We start from the raw sequence: 19062 nt of genomic DNA, 5'->3' as shown, positions 1-19062 counted from the left end.
GCGCTGCCCGGTCGTCCGAGAGCTGGGGCGCTTCGTCGTCTACGGGTCGCGGCGCGGGGTCGCTCGATATCGGTGCGTCGGAATCCGGCACGGAGTCGATCGGGGCCTCGCGCCCGGCGTCGATCGGGGCGTGCTGCCCGGTCGGCTCACTCATGCCTGATTCCGCTCCAATTCTCGCTCGGTTCCCATTGTCCGTTCCGCTTCCATTTCCCGCAGCACGGTGGCGACATGATTGCCCGCGTCCGGGCCCTCGTACGCACGCACCACTTCTTCGATACCGCCGCGCAAACGGATCTGCCCGTGGTCGACCCACATGGCGGTATCGCAGAGCTGGGCGAGAAATTCATTGGAATGGCTGGCGAACACCAGGATGCCCGAGCGGGCCACCAGTGATTGCAACCGGATCCGAGCCTTCTTCATGAATTCGGCGTCCACCGCGCCGATGCCCTCGTCGAGCAGCAGGATCTCCGGATCGATGGAGGTCACCACGCCCATCGCGAGCCGCACCCGCATACCCGTGGAATAGGTGCGCAACGGCATGGACAGATATTCGCCGAGTTCGGTGAAATCGGCGATCTCGTCGATCTTCGACAGCATCTGCTTGCGCGTCTGCCCGAGGAAAAGTCCGCGGATGATGATGTTCTCGAAGCCCGAGATCTCCGGATCCATGCCGACGCCGAGGTCGAATACCGGCGCCACCCGGCCGCGGATGCGCGCACTGCCGCGCGAGGGTTCGTAGATTCCCGAAAGCAGCCGCAGCAGCGTCGATTTGCCAGCGCCGTTATGTCCGACCAGGCCGACCCGGTCGCCCTCTTTCAGTGAAAGGGTGATGTCGCGCAGCGCCTCGACCACCACGACGTCGGACTGGTTGCGGCCGATCGCGCCGCCCGCCTTGCCGAGGAACGCCTTTTTCAGCGACCGCGATTTGGCGTCGAAGATCGGGAATTCGACCCACGCCTGGCGGGTTTCGATACTCACATGGTCGGTCATCGGGCCCGATCTCCTATACCCAGTACGGCACGCGCGAACGGTACTGCTTCATGGCGAAGATCGCCACGATCCAGCCGACCACGGTGATGGCGCCAACGATCACCCAGTGATACAGATGCTGATCGTCACCGAGTAGCGGCGCACGGACGATCTCCAGATAGTGGAAGGTCGGGACGATTTCGGCCAGCTTCGCGCGCTCGCTCACCTGACCGCCCTGCGATTGCAGAGCCTTTGTATTCCACATGACCGGAGTCAGCACGAACAGCATGAGGGTGAGGCTGCCGAGGATCGGCGCGATATCGCGGTAGCGGGTGCTGAAGATGCCGAACACGATCGAGACCCACATCGAGTTCAGGAACAGCAGCCCGAGCGCGGGAATGGCGAATATGGCGGTCCAGTGCAGTTTTTCCCAGACGCCGAAGGCGGCGAGCACCACCAGGTAGATCAGCATGTTGTGCGCGAAGAACAGTAGCTGGCGCCAGACCAGGCGATAGACGTGCACACTCAGCGCCGATGGCAGCTGTTTGATCAGCCCCTCGTTGGCGATGAACACCTCAGAGCCCTCGAGAATGCTGGCCTGGATCACATTCCAGACGATGATGCCGACCGCCACATACGGCAGATAGGCCTTGATCGGCTGGTCCAGCAGCGCCGCGTAGAGAATGCCGATCGCGGCGGCCTGCACACCGGTCGCGATGGTGATCCAGAACGGACCGAGCACCGAGCGCCGGTAGCGCTGTTTGATGTCCTGCCAGCCTAGGGACAGCCAGAGCTCGCGCTGGGCGAAGCCGCCGCGGAAGTCGTTGAACGCGCGCCCGAAGGTCTGCGAGTCCGAGACGATCGGCGTTTCGATCACTGGGTCGGTCGGCTGGTCGACCGGTTGCTCATCCGCTGCTGCGGTGTTCTGGTCAGGTCGCACGGCTTCGGAACTCTCGTCGGAACGTGCTTGGCTGGTATCTGAACGCACTGAACTCTCTTCAGGACGATCCGGGCTCTCTTCGGGACGCGCCGTATTCACATCGGAAACCGAGTCGGGGCGAGCGGCAGCGGACGGCACGGTGCTCGACACTACCCTCGTAAATTCCGACCGACCCGGCTGGCACACACGGGCCCGGGCCGCAGACGCTCAGAGATATTGTCCGGAGCCCCCGGTCGCCGGGTTCCCGCGCGGGTCGCTCGCGTGGATGCCGGGCGGCAGCGCGCCCTGACGCATCTGCTCCAACTGCGCCCGCGCCGCCATCTGCTGGGCGAACAGCGCCGTCTGAATGCCGTGGAAAAGCCCCTCCAACCAGCCGACGAGCTGGGCCTGGGCGATGCGCAGTTCGGCATCGGAGGGAATGGCGTCATCGGTGAACGGCAGCGTGAGCCGCTCGAGTTCTTCGCGCAGTTCCGGCGCCAGGCCCTGTTCGAGCTCGCGTACCGAGGATTTGTGGATCTCGCGCAACCGGGTCCGGCTCGCGTCGTCCAGCGGAGCCGCGCGCACCTCTTCCAGCAGCTGCTTGATCATGGTGCCGATGCGCATGACCTTCGCGGGCTGCTCGACCATATCGGCCAGCGACTCCTCGGAGTCGCCCGTATCGTCCGCTTTGTCGGATTTATTGTCGCCGTCGGTGACGACCTGCGCCGTGAAGGGCGTGTCCGAGCCGGACTCCGTCGGGATGGCCAGCGGCCTGCCGTCGGGCCCGATCACGACGATGGATTCGGGGGCTCCGTCCGATTGCGTCATGGTCCCCATCATGTCGCGTCCGCCGCGAACGCGCTAAGTCGGCCGCCTCGGGAGGGCGACTGCCTCGCCCGCGCTCGGCCGAGCGCAGGCTATTGACGGCCTCCGCCCGCCCGCGTCGATCAGGTCACCGGGTCGGTGCCGCGGTCGCGAGGCGGCGTCTATTCTGTTCGGGTCGTGTGGTTCGGATTTGCTGAAAGTCGGTTGCCATGCTGAGTCCCAGTTCACTGCACCCCCGCCTGCCGGCGAGGGGGAACGCGGTTACCCAGGCTCGCCCGCTGCCCTTAGAGTGGCCAACATGACATACGACGTCGCGAGGGTTCGGGGCCTGATACCGTCCCTCGGCGACGGCTGGATCCATCTCGACCCGCAGGCCGGAATGCTGGTCCCGGATTCGGTATCTCGTGCCGTATCAACAGGTTTCCGAACCTCCTCGTTTTCCCATATCGGCCGCAATGGCGCCGCCGTTCGCAGTGCCGCGATTCTGGACGCGGCCCGCGAGGCCGTAGCGGATCTGGTCGGCGGCGATCCGGCGGGCGTCGTGCTCGGACCGGACCGTGCGGTTCTGCTGGCCTGGTTGGCCGAGTCGCTGAGTTCGCGCCTTGGCCTGGGCACCGGGATCGTGCTGTCGCGGTTGGACGATGAGGCCAATGTCGCGCCGTGGTTGCGGATCGCCAATCGCTACGGCGCCCATGTGCGCTGGGCCGAGGTCGAGATCGAGACCTGTGAGATGCCGTCGTGGCAGTTCGAGGAATTGATCGGCCCGACCGCCCGGCTGGTCGCGCTGACCGCCGCCTCGCCGATCGTCGGCTCCGCGCCGGCGGTGCGGACCGCTGCGGATCGGGTGCACGAGGTGGGTGGGCTGCTCGTCGCCGACTGCTTCGGCGCCGCGCCCTATGCCCTCATCGATATCGACGAACTCAATGCCGATGTGGTCGCGTTGAGCGCGCCCGCGTGGGGTGGTCCGCAGATCGGCGCGCTGGTCTTCCGCGATCCGGCCTTCCTGGACCGGATTCCTTCGATGTCGTTGAACCCGTACGCCAAGGGCGCCGAGCGCCTCGAGGTCGGCGGCCATCAGTATGCGCTGCTCGCCGGATTGACCACCTCCATTGATTTCCTCGCTGGCCTCGACGAGCGCGCCAGGGGATCGCGGCGCGAGCGCCTGGAACTCTCCATCACCTCGCTGCAGGACTACCACGATCAACTCTTCGAGCACCTGATGGACGTGCTCGACAAGATCGCCAACCTGACCGTCATCGGCCGCGCCTCCACCCGCATCCCCACTGTCAGCTTCACGATGGCGGGCATGCAGGCCGAGAAGGTCGCCGCCAAACTCGCCGACGCCCGCATCGGCACCCTCAGCGGCGTCCACGGCGGCAGCCGCCTACTCGACGCCCTCGGCGTCAACGACGAAGGCGGCGCGGTAACCGTCGGTTTGGCTCCGTACACAACGAAATTCGAAATCGACCAACTCGGCCGCGCCCTCGCCGCCCTGGAGTGACTAAGCCTCCTTGATGTTGAGGACCACCTTGCCGAAGGTTTCGGAGGAGTCCAGGAGGCGGTGGGCCTCGGGGGCCTCGGTGATGGGGAGTTCGGCGTGGATGACCGGGACGATGGTGCCGTCGGCGATCAGCGGCCAGACGTGGCGGTTCAGGTCGGCGATGATAGTGGCCTTGCTGTTCGCGCCGGTGGTGGGACGGTTGCGGACGTTGTTGGCGTGGATGGTGCCCCATTTCGACAGCAGCGCACCGAGATTCAGCTCGGCGGTGACGCCGCCCTGCATGCCGATCACCACCAGTTGGCCGTGCTGGGCCAGCGCCTCGACATTGCGTGCGAGGTAGGCGGCGCCCATGATGTCGAGGATGATGTCCGCGCCCGGACCGCCAGCGCCGGACTCCTCGGCGCGGATCGCGGCCACGAAATCGTCCTCGCGGTAGTTGATCAGCACGCTCGCGCCCAATTCCCGGCACTGCTTCAGCTTCTCGGTCGAGCCCGCGGTTACCGCGACGCGCGCGCCCTGGCTCACCGCGACTTGAATGGCGTGTGTACCGATTCCGCTGCCGCCGCCGTGGATCAGCACCAGCTGCCCCGCATGCAGTCCGGCGGTCATCGCGAGATTCGACCACACCGTCGCGGCCGCCTCGGGCAGCGCGGCCGCGGCGGCGAGATCGAGCCCGTCGGGCACCGGCAGCACCTGGGTCGCGGCGACCACGACCTTTTCCGCGTACCCGCCGCCGGACAGCAGCGCGCACACCCGATCGCCGACCTGCCAATCCCGCACGCCGTCACCGACTTCGGCGATGACACCCGAACACTCCAACCCCATGACCTCGCTGGCCCCGGCCGGCGGCGGATAGAACCCCTGCCGCTGCAATAGGTCCGCGCGATTGACTCCCGCCGCGGCGACCTCGATCAGCACCTCCCCGTGCCCCGGCGCCGGATCCGCCGCCTCGCCCCACTCCATCACCTCGGGCCCGCCGAACCCGTTCAGCTTGATAGCGCGCACCGCCCCATCCTGCCCCGTCCCCCGCGCGCCCGCACCGCGACCCCGCCAATGCGGCGCGCAGCAACGGAAATATGCCGGACGTGCTCATCGCGCTGGCGCTCGGCGCGAAGGCGGTGCGTACGGGCGGTCGCCGGGCCCCTAGCAGCAACGATCGGGCGTCGGTTCGCTCACTCATCCTTGTCGGGTGCCGACTTCGCCGAGGGAGCGGGTCGCCAGGGTCTGGAAGTTCGTCTGATCGCGCGTCCAAGTGATTCGAGGTGGCGTTTCCCCAGTTCAGGCGGGTTTAGAATAGAACTCGTGCAATCCGAAACGAGCAGTGGCGCGCCCGGCGAGCCGAGATGGCTCTCATCGTCACAGCAACGTGCCTGGCGGGCCTACATGGACGGTAACCAGCGCTTGGCGACAGCGCTCAACCGTCAGCTGCAACGCGATTCCGATCTCACCCTCGCCGAGTACCGGATCCTGGTCCTGCTATCCGAGGCTCCCGACCGCTCACTGCGCATGAGCGAACTGGCCGACGGCGTGCTGTCTTCCCGCAGTCGGCTCACCCACCAGATCCGCCGCCTGGAGTCGCAGCGGATGGTCCGGCGCAACACCTGCCTCGAGGACGGCCGCGGCGTACTCGCCGAACTCACCGATGAGGGCATGCGCCGCCTAGAGGCCGCCGCCCCCGGCCACGTCGAGGCCGTGCGCCGCGGCTTCATCGACCTGATCGACTCACAACAGCTCGAGATCGTCGGCGACGTTTTCACCCGAATAGACCGAGCAAACGACGACAACGGCGACTGACCGACCTCACCACGCCCTACCGATCACCAAGAGCCGCAGCGGGGCAGGTACTCTCGTGGATCTGGAGACGTGGCAGAGCGGCCGAATGCACTCGCCTTGAAAGCGAGCGTCGCGAGAGCGACCGGGGGTTCAAATCCCTCCGTCTCCGCAACAGTTTTCGCCGATTACTCGTCCCATGCCGGTATCGAGGTCTGGTCGATGATGCGGCCGTCGCGTGGGTCCGCGACCGAGCTGGTCCAGTACCTGGACGCCGTCCGGGTACTGACAGTTCCGGCAAGTCAACACCCGAGCGGGTCAGCGCCACGCAAAACGTTACGGCGGCGAACGAGCATTGCGACGCGTGTGCCAACTGCGGACCATAAACAAGTAGAAACCAATCGGTTTCTACAAATGTGTCGAGAACTGGAGATTTACAATGCGTTCCCTCGCCCGCGCGATCATTATCGGCGCGGTTGCATCGTTAGCGATGCTATTCGTGGGCATAGGATTGGCCTCGGCGACGCAGGGCACAGTGTCCTTCAGCAGGGCCGGCACGACGCTCACCGCGAAAGTCCAGGGCGCTGTCAAAGACGACACCTGCTATATGAGGACATACGTCGGAGGCACGAATACGGTGTTGGACTCCTCGGGCACAGGCCTCGGTTCGACCACCTTGACAGGAAACTTCAGTGGGCGACCATCTCAGACATACACCGTGTCAGTCGCCTGCGATGCCAGCGGTCACCTCGGCTCCACGACGGTGAAGTGGGACGGGTGCAACGTGGCTTCGGCCTTGCTACCCGCCGATCAGTGCATGGGGGGCGGTGGAGGTGGCGGTGGGGCCGGAGCTAGCAACACGCGCTCCCTTGCCGAGGTCCTGATTCAAAACCTGCCGTTCCTGGCCCCGTTATTGCAACAAGGCTGAGACTCGGACTCAGGTTCCCACGAAAGCGCGTACCTCCCACCACGACTCGACCCCATAGCGCACCGGCTTTTGTTGCGCTATGGGGTCGAACCAGGAACTCCTCGTTACGATGCGGCGCCGCAGAAGCGATTGAGCTCGTCGGTGTAGGGGTCGAGATCGGTGATGTTCTCATCGATCAGCGCGTCGGCGTAGGCGGTGATGACACGCTTCTCCTCGCCCTGGGCGAGATCAGCCGGGACCCTCAGTCGGTTGGAAAGCGCTGTCGACGTCGCCACGTCCAGGCTCCCGCCGCTCATTGCGACCGCGGTGTTGACCAGCTCGACGGCCCTGGCGCAGGGCGCGGACTGGGCGTGCGCGGGTGCGGCGGGCAGGAGGAGTAACGCGGCAGCTGCTGCCGCAGAGACCGCAGCGGTGTAGGCCGTCGACTTGGCCATGATCATTCCTCCCAGACAGACATACAGAACAGGTCGGGTCGAGCAACTCATGCTCGACCCGGCCTGTAGTTTATATGCGCCCGAAGGGATTCGAACCCCTGAGAACTACGGGCACGCCCAGTACGCCTACCTGGACGGCGCGAAAGCGGCCAGTCAGGCAGGGGATCGTGTACTAACCGGTCAACTGCTCTCGAGCTACCAGATCGCGAACGTCGGCCAGCCGGATGAGGCAGTCCTTCTCGCCCGAACTGCGGTCAAAGGAGCGCTTGGGGCCACTCCCGTGGTCGTCGCGCTACTGACCGAGCGGGTGGCGTGGGCCGCAGCGCGCGCCCGTGACCGTGACGGGGCGATGCGCGCCCTAGATACCGTGGATGACACCTATGAACGTCGGGCAGTTGGTGTCGAGGAACCTGAATGGGTCTATTGGGTGGATCGGTCCGAAATCGGTGTCATGGCAGGGCGATGCTTTGTGGAACTCGGCGATCCGTCCCGCGCCTGGCCATTGCCGCAACGGGCGATCGACAGTGATCCGAAGGATCGGGCACGAGAGGTTGCGCTCTATCAAACTTGGTTGGCCGAGTCGTATGCGCAGAACCGGGGTTTATGTCAGAAGGCCCCTTCCAATGTCCTGGAAGGGGCCTTCTACCTGTGTGCGCCCGAAGGGATTCGAACCCCTAACCTTCTGATCCGTAGTCAGATGCTCTATCCGTTGAGCTACGGGCGCATGCCTGTGTTCAGTTATATGGCCCGGCGAACCGGGGTGTGGCGGAGGCGAGAGGATTTGAACCTCCGGTCCCCGTGAAGGGACAACTCATTAGCAGTGAGTCCCATTCGGCCGCTCTGGCACGCCTCCTGGAGCCTTCTCTTCGAGGGCACCGGTCCTTTCGAACCGCCGAACAGGAAGGTTACAGTAGCCAACGTCCAGATCGCAAAACGCCAGGTAATCACCGAAGATTGCTGTCGAACCAGTCGAAGATCCGGGTCCTGGAATCGATGAGTTCGTCGTCGCCGGATCGATCGGCGCGGTGGTCCAGGCCGGGGTAGGTCACGACCAGGCTGGCGACCGCCGCGCGGGCGGTGGCATCGCGGAGTTGGTCGACGTGCTGCGGCGGGGTGTCGGGATCGTCGGCGCCGAAGAGGCCGAGCCAGGGCGCCTGCAGATTCGGGGCCGCGCGGATGAGGGCATCGGCTTGGTCGCTGAGCGGTTCGACGATGCCGGACGCGGCGACACTGACCGCGGCGCCGACGGGGCGGTTGGTCGCGACGAGGAAGGCCGCGGTGCCCGCGTGGTCGAAGCCGAGCACGCCGATGCAGTCCGGGAAGACGCCGCGGCGGGTGAGCCAGTCGAAGCAGGCGTCGAAGTCGTCGAAGAGTTCGTCGCCGAATACCTCGTTCGCGGGTTCGCCGTTCACGCGATGGAACAGGTTGGGCGCGACCACCGTCCAGCCCTCGGTCGCCAGGGCCTTCATGAGTTCCAGCAATGGCCCGGTGAACTCCCGGGATTCGTGCAGCACCACGATGCCGCCGCGCGCGTTGCCCTCCGGCTCGGCCACCGTGATGGGCACCTGGATATTGGCGGTCCGGCGCTGATCGTCGGTCGATGGTTGAGGCTCCGAACCGGAAATGATTTCGTCGCGACTACGTAGCGGCGCAATATCGTCGTAAATGCCCGACATGGAACTAGGGTAGTTGTACCTGCTGATCTTCGCGAGAAATTGCACGTGAGCGGCCCTGACACCCAGAATTTCCGGTACCCGGCATATGGTTGAAGCGTGACAGCGCACATCCGGCCGGACCTCGATTCGATCCCGGCGTACGTCCCCGGCCGCAACCATCCCGGCGCGGTCAAGCTCGCCAGCAACGAGACCACCTTCGGTCCGCTTCCGGCCGCCGCGAAGGCGATCGTCGAGGCCGCCGAACTGGCGAACCGCTATCCGGATAATCAGGTCACCGAACTGCGCGCGGCCATCGCGGACTTCCTCGGCGTCTCTGCGGCGAACGTCGCGGTCGGCTGCGGCAGCGTCGCACTGTGTCAGGAACTGGTGCAGATCACCTGTGACGCACCGACCGACGAGGTGCTATTCGCCTGGCGCTCGTTCGAGGCCTATCCGATCGTCACCCAGGTCGGCAATGCGACCGCCGTGCAGGTGCCGCTCACCCCGGAGCATGTGCACGATCTGGATGCGATGGCGGCCGCGGTCACCGAGCGCACCAAACTGATCTTCGTCTGCAATCCGAACAATCCGACCGGCACGGCGGTCGGTGCGGCCGAGCTGGTCAGGTTCCTGGACGCGGTTCCTGAGCACGTGCTCATCGTGTTGGACGAGGCCTACTTCGAGTACATGCGGCTGACTCCCGAGCAGCGCCCGAACGGTGTGGAGCTCGGGCGGAATCGGCCCAATGTCGTTGTGCTGCGGACGTTCTCCAAGGCGTACGGCCTGGCCGGACTCCGCGCGGGCTATGCGGTCGGCGATCCGGCGGTGATCACGGCGCTGATGAAGGTGCACATCCCGTTCAGCGTGAACCGGGTCGCGCAGGCCGCCGCGATCGCCTCGCTGGAGGCGCGGCACGAACTGCTCGACCGCACCGAGAATCTCGTCGTCGAACGCGATCGCGTGCGCGACGCACTGCTCGCGGCGGGCTACGAGGTGCCGCCGAGCGAGTCGAACTTCCTGTGGCTGCCACTTGCCGAGCGCAGCGCCGAATACGGCACGGCGAGCGCGGAGGCGGGCGTATTGCTGCGGCCGTACGGCACCGACGGCGTCCGGGTGACCACCGGTGACCCGCATGAGAACGAGCAGTTCCTGCGGTTCGCGACCGATCCGGATGTGTTGGCGCGCTTCGGAATCAGCTAGCCGCCGAGGCTCAGTTGGCGGCTCAGACCTAGCTGGCGGCGGCTCAGACTCAGTTAGCCGCCGAGATTCAGCTAGCGGCTCAGACTCAGTTGGCGGCCCAGACTTATCTGGCGGCCCAGACCTAGCTGGCCGCCGAGATTCAGTTGGTCGCCGAGATTCAGTTGGTCGCCGAGATTCAGTTGGTCGCCGAGGCTTAGCTGGTCGCCGAGATTCAGTTGGTCGCTGAGACTCAGCTGGCCGCTGAGACTTAGTTGGCGGCCCAGATTCAGCTGGCGGCTCAGACTCAGCTGGCGCCCGAAGCTCAGCTGGCGGCCGAAACTCGGCTGGAGGATCGGACTCTAAAGACCGAGCGCGTGCGAGATCGTCGGCCACGACTGGCCCAACTCGTCGGCCCAGTAGGGCCACGAGTGGGTTCCGGTCGGGCGGAAGTTGGCGGTCACCGGAATTCCGAGCGCGGTGAGGCGGTCGGTCAGCCGGCGGGTGCAGATATTGGTCGCGGCCTCCAGCGGACCGCCGAAACCGATGGTGCTGACCACGTCCGGGTTGTTCGGGGTGTCGTACTTGCCGGGTAGGCCGCTGCCGACCGACAGGTAGATTGTCTTGCCGCGCAACGCTTCCGCGTGCAGCAGCACGTCATGGTCGAGCCAGGCGGTATCGCGCTGATCGCCGAACATATTGTCCGGGACGCCGCCGTAGGTCGCCACTACCGCGCGGGCTTGGGCCTGCCCGAGATCAGTTCCCATGGAGAAGCAGCCGCTGTGCCCGGCCACCGCCGTGTACAGCGTCGGATGCCGGAAGGTCAGCATCATCGCCGCCTCGGCGCCCATGGAGACGCCCATGACGGCATTGCGTCCATTGCCGTTGAACTTCGCGTCGATCAGCGGCGGTAGTTCGCGCGTCAGGAAGGTCTCCCACATGTTGGTGCCGAGCACCGGGTCCGGGCGCTTCCAGTCGGTGTAGAAACTGGCCGGGCCGCCGACCGTCAGCACCACATTGACGTCTTTGTCTTCGAAGAATTTGTCCGCGTGCCCGAGCTCGGTCCAGTTATTGCTCTCCGACTCGGCGCTGCGCCCGTCGAGCATGTACACGGTGGGCCGTGGATGTTTCTGCTCGCGCGGCAACAGCACCTGCACCTCGACGGCGCGGCTCATCGAGGGTGAGTTCACCCACACCCGCAGCCACCGGTCGTTGATGGGCACGATGTGGTCGATCGAGGGGCGCGTCACGCCGGGGACGGTCGGCGCCGCGGCATCCGGACCGTCCGCCGATCCGGTATTCGGCCGCGGGCCGTCGCCGGGGGCGGCTAGTCCCTGCGGCGCGTCGAACATCGCCGCACCGGCAATCAGTGCGACGCTCACGATCGCGCTGGAGACCCAACGCCGCACCTCGCGCCGAGACAGCATGCCGCCCATCCTGCCAGAAATGCGACGGCAGGCTCGCCAGCCATGGATGTGCCGGTCGGCATGTGATCCGTGCCACTGCTGTGTGCGAGTCGCACTGCCAGCGGCGTTCCACTCCGATGAAGTGCCGCGACGGCACCTGTCACCACGAAAAGTCCGACCACGATTGCCGAGATCACCCACATCCAGATTCCCGATCCACGTGAGGATCCCGGATTCGACATCGAGCTGTCGGCGCAGATCTCCTGCCCGCCGAGCAGCCATGCCGCCGGCGAGAGTCCGCTGATCGCCAGATTGCTTGTGGACCAGCCGAACCGCCCGCGCGAGCAGCTGGTTCAGCCGGCCATGGATGTCCAAATCACGCTCGAACTGCGCCTCATCGAAATCACCCTGGCGCATGCGACAGAAGACATGCCAAATGCCCAGCAGGGATACCGGATTCAGCAGGCCGATGACGATCGGTGTTCGCAATCAGCTTCATCGATCGCGCCGATGTGGTCGCGAACCGATCGAATAATCGCACTGCGGCAGCAACATACAGGTCGGTTGGATTTCGGCAGATCGGCAAACAGTTTGCTGCGCCGCGTGTCGAGCACGCGTCGGCAGATTCCGAACAGGCAATACGTCGAATTCAGGCACACGGCCAGCACACCGGTTCTACGCTGCTGTACGAGCGTTTTCAGGCGTGATTGGGACGAGCATGATCGTTGACAGCAAACCGCGGCAACCAGGTCACGCTGCTGTGCGCGCGAACGGCAACCCGATAGCCTGCTCTACGCCGTTTTTCATTCAGCCCGCCGTTCCCGGGGCCTCCGCAACGCAGAAGCTAACTCGCGGACCTCCCGTGCCGCCCGGTGTCAGCTGCGCTCCGCGCGCGAAATTCTCTGCTCGATCGATGCCTGTCTGTGTAACCGCAGTACCTGATGCCCGACCGGAGAAATACCGTGAACCAAGCGTTACCTGTTTTATCGCTCGAAAGCGCCGCTGACACAAAGCCTTTCGGTCTAGATCTAAAAAGGCGAATGCGCGAATGCGATGAGTTCTTCCGACTGCCCGAACTCGAGCACCTGTCCCCGCAACGCCGCCGCACCGCGTTGGAACAGCTCCAACAAACCGGCAGCTACGTGCAGACCGCCGAGGAGATCCTCATCGGCGCCAAGCTCGCGTGGCGCAACCACGCCCGCTGCGTCGGGCGAAAACACTGGCGATCACTGAAATTGCTCGACGCACGGCGGGTGCGCTCGGCCCGCGACCTCGCCGAGGTCTGCTGGCAGCACCTGCATATGGCGACCAACGGCGGCGCCATTCAATCGATGGTCACCGTCGGACCACCGCGCCAGGCCGACGGCCGCGAATTCCGCATCGTCAGCCCACAACTCATCCGCTACGCGGGCTACCGCAACGGCGATGGGACGGTTACCGGCGATCCCGCCAATATCACCATCACCGAATTCGCCATGAAACTCGGCTGGCGCGGCGCGCGCACCCCCTTCGACATCCTGCCGGTGCTCATCAGCACGCCGGACGAGCCGATCCGCTGGTTCGAGGTCCCACCCGAGCTGGCCCGCGAGGTCGAACTGGAACATCCCGAATTCGACTGGTTCGCCGGCCTCGGCCTGAAATGGCATGCGCTGCCTGCTGTTTCGAATATGAACCTGGAGATCGGCGGCATCACCTACCCGTTCGCGCCGTTCAACGGCTGGTATATGGGCGCCGAGATCGGCGCGCGCAACCTCAGCGACGCCACCCGCTACAACATGCTGCCGCTCATCGCCGAAATGATGTGCCTGGACACCAGGAGTGAGCGCTCACTGTGGCGGGATCGGGCGCTGATCGAACTGAATCGCGCGGTGCTGTACAGCTATCGGAAGTCGGGGGTGTACATCGTCGACCACCACACCGTGGCCAAACAGTTCTGCGACCACGTCAACCGGGAGCAGGCCGCGGGCCGCAAATGCCCGACGGACTGGAGTTGGGTCAACCCGCCGATCTCCTCCGGTCTGACCCCGACCTTCCACCGCTACTACGACGAACCCGAGCCGGACCTGCGGCCGAATTTCGTGCGCCGGGAATTCGGCGGCGAGGGCGAGATCTGATCCGCGTTCGCCAGCGCAGCGCTCGTCGGTGGGCGAGAATGAGGCCATGGAACGGCGCTCCATGGCCTCGAAATGGGAAAGCTTCGGCGCGCATCTCGAAGGTGCGCCGGGTCGTCTGCCGGTCGCGGTGCGGCGGTCGATTCGGGCGCGGGCCGATGGCTCTGCCGGAGATGGTGGCTCGGCCCCGGCCGATGAGAGTCGGGGTGATGCGGCCCGAAGTGCCGCGCCCCCCGATGATCTCGCCGCCTTCGTCGACCTGGTCGCCGAACGTTCGTATCGGATCACCGAGAAGAACATCACGATGCTCTCCGAAGCTGGTCGCAGCGACGACGAGATCTTCGAGGCGGCGATCGTCGCTGCCTACGGCGCCGCCGACCGAAGGTTGCGGGCTGCCCGCCGCTGCTGGGAAGGTCGCTGAAATGTGGCTCGACGCGGTCGAATCCGACCAAGAACTCCCGGCCCGCATCATGTTCGCGGGCATGGAGCGATTCGGCCGCACCGAGGTCCCCGCAGTCCTGAAGGTGCTCTTCTACCGCCACCGATACTTCGGCACCCCACTGTCCGACCTCATCCAGGACGCCATGCGCGGCCCGTCCTTCTGGAGCATCGCCGAACGCGAAATCTTCGCAACCCGGGCATCGCAATCCAATGAATGCCCGTTCTGCGACACCGCACACCGCGGCATCGCGGGCGCCTATATCGCCACCGATCTGGTCGACGAAGCCTTGGTCGACGGCGACAACTCACCCCTTCGCCCCGAAGCCCGAGCCATGCTCGAATTCGTCGGCAAGATGGTCCGCGACCCCGACGGCCTGACCCCCGGCGACGCCGACAAGATTCGTCAGGCGGGCGTCACCGCCGAGGCTTTCGACGAAGCCGTCTGGGTCGCAACATTTTTCAACGTGATCAACCGGGTGATGAACACCGTCGGCGCCGAGGCACTGGAAGACCACCAGGCCCGCGTCGGCGCCCGCTTCATCAAGGCCTTCGGCTACCGAACTCCGCTCCCGATCCGCTTGCTCTCCCGTGGCGCGTGAGGCTCATCGGTCTGCAGCGGGCATCGTCTGATTCCGGTGCTCGGATGTTCGTGACAAAAGTCTGACGAGGCGGCCGGGTTGGGCGAAAGTTTGCCGACCTGGCCGCAGAATCGGGGGCATGACCTCCGAAGACCATGGAATGGGTTGGTTGTTGCACCGATGCTCGGGGTGGTGCTGACATGCGGGTGCTGCTGACCGGGGCGGCCGGATTCATCGGTTCGCGGGTGCATCGGGCGCTGAACGATGCCGGACATGAGGTGGTGGCTGTCGATCTGATGTTGGCGGCCGCACATGGGGTCGGTGCCGAAGCGCCGCAGGACGTGCGGGTGCTCGATGTGCGGGATCCGGATGCGTTGGATTCGGTGTTGCGCGGGGTCGATGTGGTTTGTCATCAGGCCGCGGTGGTGGGGGCGGGGGTCAGTGCGCAGGATGCGCCCGCGTATGCCAGTCATAACGACCTGGGGACCGCGGTTTTGTTGGCGGCGATGGATCGGGCGGGGTGTCGGCGGTTGGTGTTGGCTTCTTCGATGGTGGTTTATGGGGAGGGGCGGTATCGGGGCGGGCGGCCCGGGGCCGTCGATGTCGGGGTACGGAGGCGGGGGGATCTCGAGAATGGGATGTTCGAGCATCGGGATCCGGATTCCGGTGAGGTGCTGAGTTGGGACGCGGTACCCGAGAGTGCGCCGTTGCGGCCGCGGAGTCTTTATGCGGCGGCGAAGGTGGCGCAGGAGCATTACGCGGCCGCGTGGGCTGCGGTTACCGATTCCGGGGTGACCGCGCTGCGCTATCACAATGTCTATGGTCCCGATATGCCGAGGGACACACCATATTCCGGTGTTGCGGCAATCTTCCGGTCGGCACTGGAAGCAGGGGAATCGCCGCAAGTATTCGAGGATGGCAGGCAGGCAAGGGATTTCGTGCATGTCGGCGATATCGCGGCGGCGAATCTCGCGGCGGTCGAGCATGCGCATGCCGGGTTCCTGCCGCTCAATATCGCTTCGGGACGGCCGATCACCATAGGCGCGGTCGCGACCGCGTTGGCGGCGGCGCGTGGTGGGCCCGAACCGGTCATCACCGGGCGTTACCGCCCCGGCGATGTGCGGCATATTGTCGCCAGTCCCGAACAGGCACAACGCATTCTGGGGTTCGCGGCCCGGGTGGATCCACTCGATGGTCTCGCCGAGTTCGCGTTCGCGCCGCTGCGCGCGGTCGCCGGCGCCGGTGCGCCGCTGATGTAGTCAGTTTCCGCTGAGGGGTAGTCGAACTTCGAACCGGCAGCCCTGGTCTCGGTTCTCGGCGGTGATATCGCCGTGGTGGGCTTCGACCAGGCCGGCGGCGATCGCCAGACCCATACCGCTCCCGGAAGACACTCCGTCGGAGGCGACGGGGGAGCGGGCGGCGGTGCCGCGATAGGCGACCTCGAAGATGCGCGGCAGGTCGGCCTCCGCGATGCCCGGTCCGGTGTCGTCGACCCGCGCCCAGGCCCGGCCGTCGGCGGTGCCGGCGGAGATCGCCACCTGGCCGCCTGGCGGTGTGTGTGCGATGGCATTGGAGACGAGGTTGGTCAGTACCCGGCCGAGGGCTCGGTCGCTGGCCGCGACGACGATTTCGGAATCGGGTTGTTCGGCGCGCAGTAGGACCTTGGCGCGTTCGGCATTCGGGCGGTTGGCCGCGAGCACCTCATCGATGAGTTCGCGCAGATCGACCGGCTCCAGTTCCAACCGCAATGCGCCCGCGTTGATCTTCGACATCTCGAAGAGATCATCGACCATGACCGAGAGCCGATCCGTTTCGCGCACGATCTGTTCGGCGTAGCGGGCCACGTCGGCGGTACCGGTGAGCACGCCGTCGGAAAGTCCCTCTGCCATGGCGCGAATGCCCGCCAGCGGGGTGCGCAGGTCGTGGCTCACCCAGGCGACGAGTTCGCGGCGGGAGCGTTCGGCCATGCGTTCCTGTTCACGGATCTGCTTCTCCCAGACCGTCTTTCGGGCCTGTTCGCGACCGAGCAGCAGGGCGGCGGGCACGGTGACCGCCGCGACCACCGCGAGGACGACCGCGGTGCGCTCGAGTTCGTCGGTGAACATCAAACCGCTGACCCCGATGATGCCCGCGAGCGTGGACAGGGTCGGGATCAATACCAGCACAGCCATGCTGGTGGTCAGGGAGCGATTGCTGGTGGCGCGCAGGATCACCGCGCCGACGCCGACGATCGGAAGCGAACACGCCAGCGCGTAGCCGATCAGTTGGAGGGTGTCCTCAGGCATTGGATTCTCCATTCCGGCCCCAGATGTAGCCGCGGCCCCACACCGTCTCGATCCGGTGCCGTTGACCGAGTTTCGCGCGCAACCGCTTGATATGCACCGTGACAGTGGACAAGTCGCCGAAGTCCCAGCCCCACACCTTGGCCAGCAGTTCCTCCCGGCTGAACACCTGGTGTGGATGGCGCAGCAGGAAGACGAGCAGATCGAATTCGCGCGCGGTCAGATCGACCGGTACGCCGTCCACCAGCGCCGACTGCGAATCCGGCCGCACCTCGACGGCGCCATCGCGCAGCACCTGCGAGTCCGCCGGCCGCGTCGTCTGCGAACGCCGCAGCACCGAGGCGACCCGCAGCGCGAGCTCGCGTGCGCTGAACGGCTTGGTGACGTAATCGTCGGCGCCCGCCTCCAGGCCGAGCACCCGATCGTCCTCGTCGCCCAGTGCGGTGAGGAGGATGATCGGGGTGTCCGGACGTGGGCCGGAGCGCACCGCGCGGCAGATTTCGATGCCGTCCGGGGCGGGCATCATGACATCGAGGACGGCCAGTTCGACGGCGTCCGCGGCGGGGCCGTTGAGTTGCGCCAAGGTCGAGGGACCGTCCGCGGTTTCCACGACCGTCAGCCCATCGCGTTCGAGATAGCGCCGCACCACGTCACGGACCAATGGGTCGTCGTCTGCGATCAGAATGCTCATGGGTTACCAATTCGTCAGGATCGTGTGGGCGAGTACCAGGGTGCCGAGCGCCTGCACGAACAGCCAGACTCGGGCGGTGGACCGCGGCAGAAACGCGGTCGCGGCCAGCAGCCAGACGTCGAACGGCAGCCAGATGCGCTCGGTCTCCGCCTTGCTGAGGCCACTGAGGTCTGCCACCAATATTGCGCACAATCCCGCCGCCACCAAGAGCGCGGTCGGATCGAAGGGCAGACGCAGCTGAGAGAGCGCGCGCGGTAGACCGGCGGCGGTGGCCAGGCCGACGGCGCAGACGGTCGCGGCGAGGTTCGCCCACACCCAGTACGCATAGGGTCGCTCGGCGGCGATGCCCTGGTAGTAGCGCTCGACCACCAGGTGGTAGCCGTCGAGCCACCAGAAGCCGGCCAGAGTGAAGGCCGCCGCGACGAGTAATGCGCCGAGGAGTGCGGGCAGCAGCGGCCGGGCGGTTCGGCCCGCGATCAGGACCGTCACGGCGGGTACGGCCATGATCACGAGGCCGTAGCTGAGGTAGCTGCCGAGGGCGAAGAGGGCGCCGGAAGCGATGGCGATCCACCAGCGTCGCGGCTGCCGGACGGCGATTGCCAGCAGCGCGACCGCCCATGCCGTGACGCCAGCGAACATGGCATCCGCCGAGACCGCGATCCATATCGCGGCGGGCGCTATCGTCAAGAACGGCAGGGCCTTTCGGGCCCGATCCTCGGCATCGAGCGCCCGCAGGGTGAGCGCGACCGCGACGATCGCGCTGCTGCCGATGAGCAGGCAGGCCAGTCCCGCCCAGGCCCCGCCGCCCAGGCCGATGCGATCGAGCAGGACGAAGAACAGCAGTGCGCCGGGCGGATGCCCGGACACATGCGTGGTCCACGAATCCGGTTGGAAATCCAGAATGCGGCCGGAGAAACCGCGCAGCATCGCCGGGATATCGCGAACGCCGGGCACTTCGTGCAGATACTCGTGGTAGGTGGTGAGCCGTCCGGCGAATCCGCGCTGCCAGCCGTCGATCATCGCCAAGGCGAATGCCCAGGTCACGGCGGTCAGCCAGGATACGGTCAGCAGGCGTCGCCAGGGCAGCCGTTCGGCCAGCGCGGGACCGAACCGGATGAGGAGTATCGCGATCGCGATGGCCGGTATCGAGCCCCAGCCGACGTGGCGCAACCAGCTGCCGAAGATGGGGGCGGTGCCGGCGTAGAGTCTGCCGCGCCACTGTTCGCTGGCAATTCGCGGAACAACGAACGCTGTCAGGGTCAGCGCGGCGGCGATACCGGCGCCGACCAATTCGCCGCGTATCCGGCCGCGTGGGCGCGCCGCGACCTCCGTCATGTCATGCACGAATTCACGATAGGGCGACAGCGCGCAGAAAA

Annotated in this window: 18 protein-coding genes and 3 tRNA genes; 9 read left to right on the top strand and 12 right to left on the bottom strand. The window is 65.9% G+C overall.

Going from position 1 to position 19062, the window contains the following annotated elements; genetic code table 11:
* Positions 1 to 150: 150 nt before the first annotated feature.
* The 3 genes from wzt to ACHQ4I_RS01405 all read right to left on the bottom strand — a co-directional run bounded on the left by wzt (position 151) and on the right by ACHQ4I_RS01405 (position 2716).
* The gene (wzt, locus tag ACHQ4I_RS01415) at positions 151 to 990 is read right to left on the bottom strand and encodes a galactan export ABC transporter ATP-binding subunit Wzt/RfbE (protein WP_420769796.1); all 840 of its coding nucleotides are present in this window, start codon (positions 988 to 990) and stop codon (positions 151 to 153) included.
* Positions 991 to 1003: 13 nt separating this feature from the next.
* Positions 1004 to 1846 (bottom strand): galactan export ABC transporter permease subunit Wzm/RfbD, encoded by an 843-nt coding sequence (gene wzm / locus ACHQ4I_RS01410; protein WP_420770161.1) that lies wholly within the window; start codon positions 1844 to 1846, stop codon positions 1004 to 1006.
* A gap of 270 nt (positions 1847 to 2116) precedes the next feature.
* The gene (locus tag ACHQ4I_RS01405; RefSeq protein ID WP_420769795.1) at positions 2117 to 2716 is read right to left on the bottom strand and encodes a bacterial proteasome activator family protein; all 600 of its coding nucleotides are present in this window, start codon (positions 2714 to 2716) and stop codon (positions 2117 to 2119) included.
* 295 nt (positions 2717 to 3011) lie between these two features.
* Here ACHQ4I_RS01405 and ACHQ4I_RS01400 point away from each other — a divergent pair, with 295 nt between their 5' ends.
* A complete protein-coding gene (locus ACHQ4I_RS01400; protein WP_420769794.1) occupies positions 3012 to 4214 on the top strand; it encodes a cysteine desulfurase-like protein in 1203 nt (400 codons plus the stop codon).
* Here ACHQ4I_RS01400 and ACHQ4I_RS01395 read toward each other — a convergent pair whose 3' ends face one another.
* Positions 4215 to 5219: an NAD(P)H-quinone oxidoreductase gene (locus ACHQ4I_RS01395; protein ID WP_420769793.1), complete on the bottom strand. Its 1005-nt coding sequence runs from the start codon at positions 5217 to 5219 to the stop codon at positions 4215 to 4217.
* A gap of 378 nt (positions 5220 to 5597) precedes the next feature.
* Here ACHQ4I_RS01395 and ACHQ4I_RS01390 point away from each other — a divergent pair, with 378 nt between their 5' ends.
* Together ACHQ4I_RS01390 and ACHQ4I_RS01385 are read left to right on the top strand one after the other, a co-directional pair.
* The gene (locus tag ACHQ4I_RS01390) at positions 5598 to 6008 is read left to right on the top strand and encodes a MarR family winged helix-turn-helix transcriptional regulator (RefSeq protein WP_420770160.1); all 411 of its coding nucleotides are present in this window, start codon (positions 5598 to 5600) and stop codon (positions 6006 to 6008) included.
* Between the two features lie 63 nt (positions 6009 to 6071).
* Positions 6072 to 6156: transfer RNA gene (locus ACHQ4I_RS01385), tRNA-Ser, on the top strand.
* An 860-nt stretch (positions 6157 to 7016) separates the two neighbouring features.
* Here ACHQ4I_RS01385 and ACHQ4I_RS01380 read toward each other — a convergent pair.
* The 4 genes from ACHQ4I_RS01380 to ACHQ4I_RS01365 all read right to left on the bottom strand — a co-directional run bounded on the left by ACHQ4I_RS01380 (position 7017) and on the right by ACHQ4I_RS01365 (position 9022).
* Positions 7017 to 7346, bottom strand: a complete 330-nt coding sequence (locus ACHQ4I_RS01380; RefSeq protein WP_420769792.1) for a hypothetical protein — start codon at positions 7344 to 7346, stop codon at positions 7017 to 7019.
* A gap of 651 nt (positions 7347 to 7997) precedes the next feature.
* Positions 7998 to 8070 (bottom strand) — tRNA-Arg (locus tag ACHQ4I_RS01375).
* A 39-nt stretch (positions 8071 to 8109) separates the two neighbouring features.
* A tRNA-Ser gene (locus tag ACHQ4I_RS01370) sits at positions 8110 to 8199 on the bottom strand.
* A gap of 91 nt (positions 8200 to 8290) precedes the next feature.
* Entirely contained in the window at positions 8291 to 9022 is a 732-nt protein-coding gene (locus ACHQ4I_RS01365; protein WP_420769791.1) for a dienelactone hydrolase family protein, read from the bottom strand.
* Between the two features lie 96 nt (positions 9023 to 9118).
* Here ACHQ4I_RS01365 and hisC point away from each other — a divergent pair, with 96 nt between their 5' ends.
* On the top strand, positions 9119 to 10201 hold the full coding sequence (hisC, locus tag ACHQ4I_RS01360) for a histidinol-phosphate transaminase (protein WP_420769790.1): 1083 nt from the start codon (positions 9119 to 9121) through the stop codon (positions 10199 to 10201).
* Between the two features lie 338 nt (positions 10202 to 10539).
* On the opposite strand, the gene ACHQ4I_RS01355 is transcribed toward hisC, so the two are convergent.
* Positions 10540 to 11604: an alpha/beta hydrolase gene (locus ACHQ4I_RS01355; RefSeq protein ID WP_420769789.1), complete on the bottom strand. Its 1065-nt coding sequence runs from the start codon at positions 11602 to 11604 to the stop codon at positions 10540 to 10542.
* A gap of 297 nt (positions 11605 to 11901) precedes the next feature.
* On the opposite strand from ACHQ4I_RS01355, the gene ACHQ4I_RS01350 reads away from it, so the two are divergent.
* The 5 genes from ACHQ4I_RS01350 (at position 11902) to ACHQ4I_RS01330 (ending at position 15972) form a co-directional block, all read left to right on the top strand.
* A complete protein-coding gene (locus tag ACHQ4I_RS01350) occupies positions 11902 to 12312 on the top strand; it encodes a hypothetical protein (protein ID WP_420769788.1) in 411 nt (136 codons plus the stop codon).
* A 311-nt stretch (positions 12313 to 12623) separates the two neighbouring features.
* Complete coding sequence (locus ACHQ4I_RS01345) at positions 12624 to 13697, top strand: nitric oxide synthase oxygenase (protein ID WP_420770159.1); 1074 nt, start codon at positions 12624 to 12626, stop codon at positions 13695 to 13697.
* Positions 13698 to 13743: 46 nt separating this feature from the next.
* Positions 13744 to 14115, top strand: a complete 372-nt coding sequence (locus tag ACHQ4I_RS01340) for a hypothetical protein (RefSeq protein ID WP_420769787.1) — start codon at positions 13744 to 13746, stop codon at positions 14113 to 14115.
* A gap of 1 nt (position 14116) precedes the next feature.
* Positions 14117 to 14734 (top strand): carboxymuconolactone decarboxylase family protein, encoded by a 618-nt coding sequence (locus tag ACHQ4I_RS01335; protein WP_420769786.1) that lies wholly within the window; start codon positions 14117 to 14119, stop codon positions 14732 to 14734.
* Positions 14735 to 14913: 179 nt separating this feature from the next.
* Positions 14914 to 15972, top strand: coding sequence for an NAD-dependent epimerase/dehydratase family protein (locus ACHQ4I_RS01330; RefSeq protein ID WP_420769785.1), 1059 nt, complete (start codon positions 14914 to 14916; stop codon positions 15970 to 15972).
* On the opposite strand, the gene ACHQ4I_RS01325 is transcribed toward ACHQ4I_RS01330, so the two are convergent.
* From ACHQ4I_RS01325 to ACHQ4I_RS01315, 3 genes are read right to left on the bottom strand one after another with little or no spacing between them, the layout of a single operon-like run.
* Entirely contained in the window at positions 15973 to 16998 is a 1026-nt protein-coding gene (locus ACHQ4I_RS01325) for a sensor histidine kinase (RefSeq protein WP_420769784.1), read from the bottom strand.
* A complete protein-coding gene (locus tag ACHQ4I_RS01320; protein ID WP_420769783.1) occupies positions 16991 to 17686 on the bottom strand; it encodes a response regulator transcription factor in 696 nt (231 codons plus the stop codon). Before ACHQ4I_RS01320 ends, ACHQ4I_RS01325 begins: the two co-directional genes overlap by 8 nt.
* A 3-nt stretch (positions 17687 to 17689) precedes the next feature.
* Positions 17690 to 19021 (bottom strand): hypothetical protein, encoded by a 1332-nt coding sequence (locus ACHQ4I_RS01315; RefSeq protein WP_420770158.1) that lies wholly within the window; start codon positions 19019 to 19021, stop codon positions 17690 to 17692.
* Between the last annotated feature and the right edge of the window lie 41 nt (positions 19022 to 19062).

Origin of the sequence: Nocardia nepalensis (assembly GCF_048910785.1) — a bacterium.
Classification (GTDB): Bacteria; Actinomycetota; Actinomycetes; order Mycobacteriales; family Mycobacteriaceae; genus Nocardia; species Nocardia nepalensis.
Note: the sequence above shows the minus strand (reverse complement) of the source record. Positions and strands in the feature narration are given on the sequence as shown.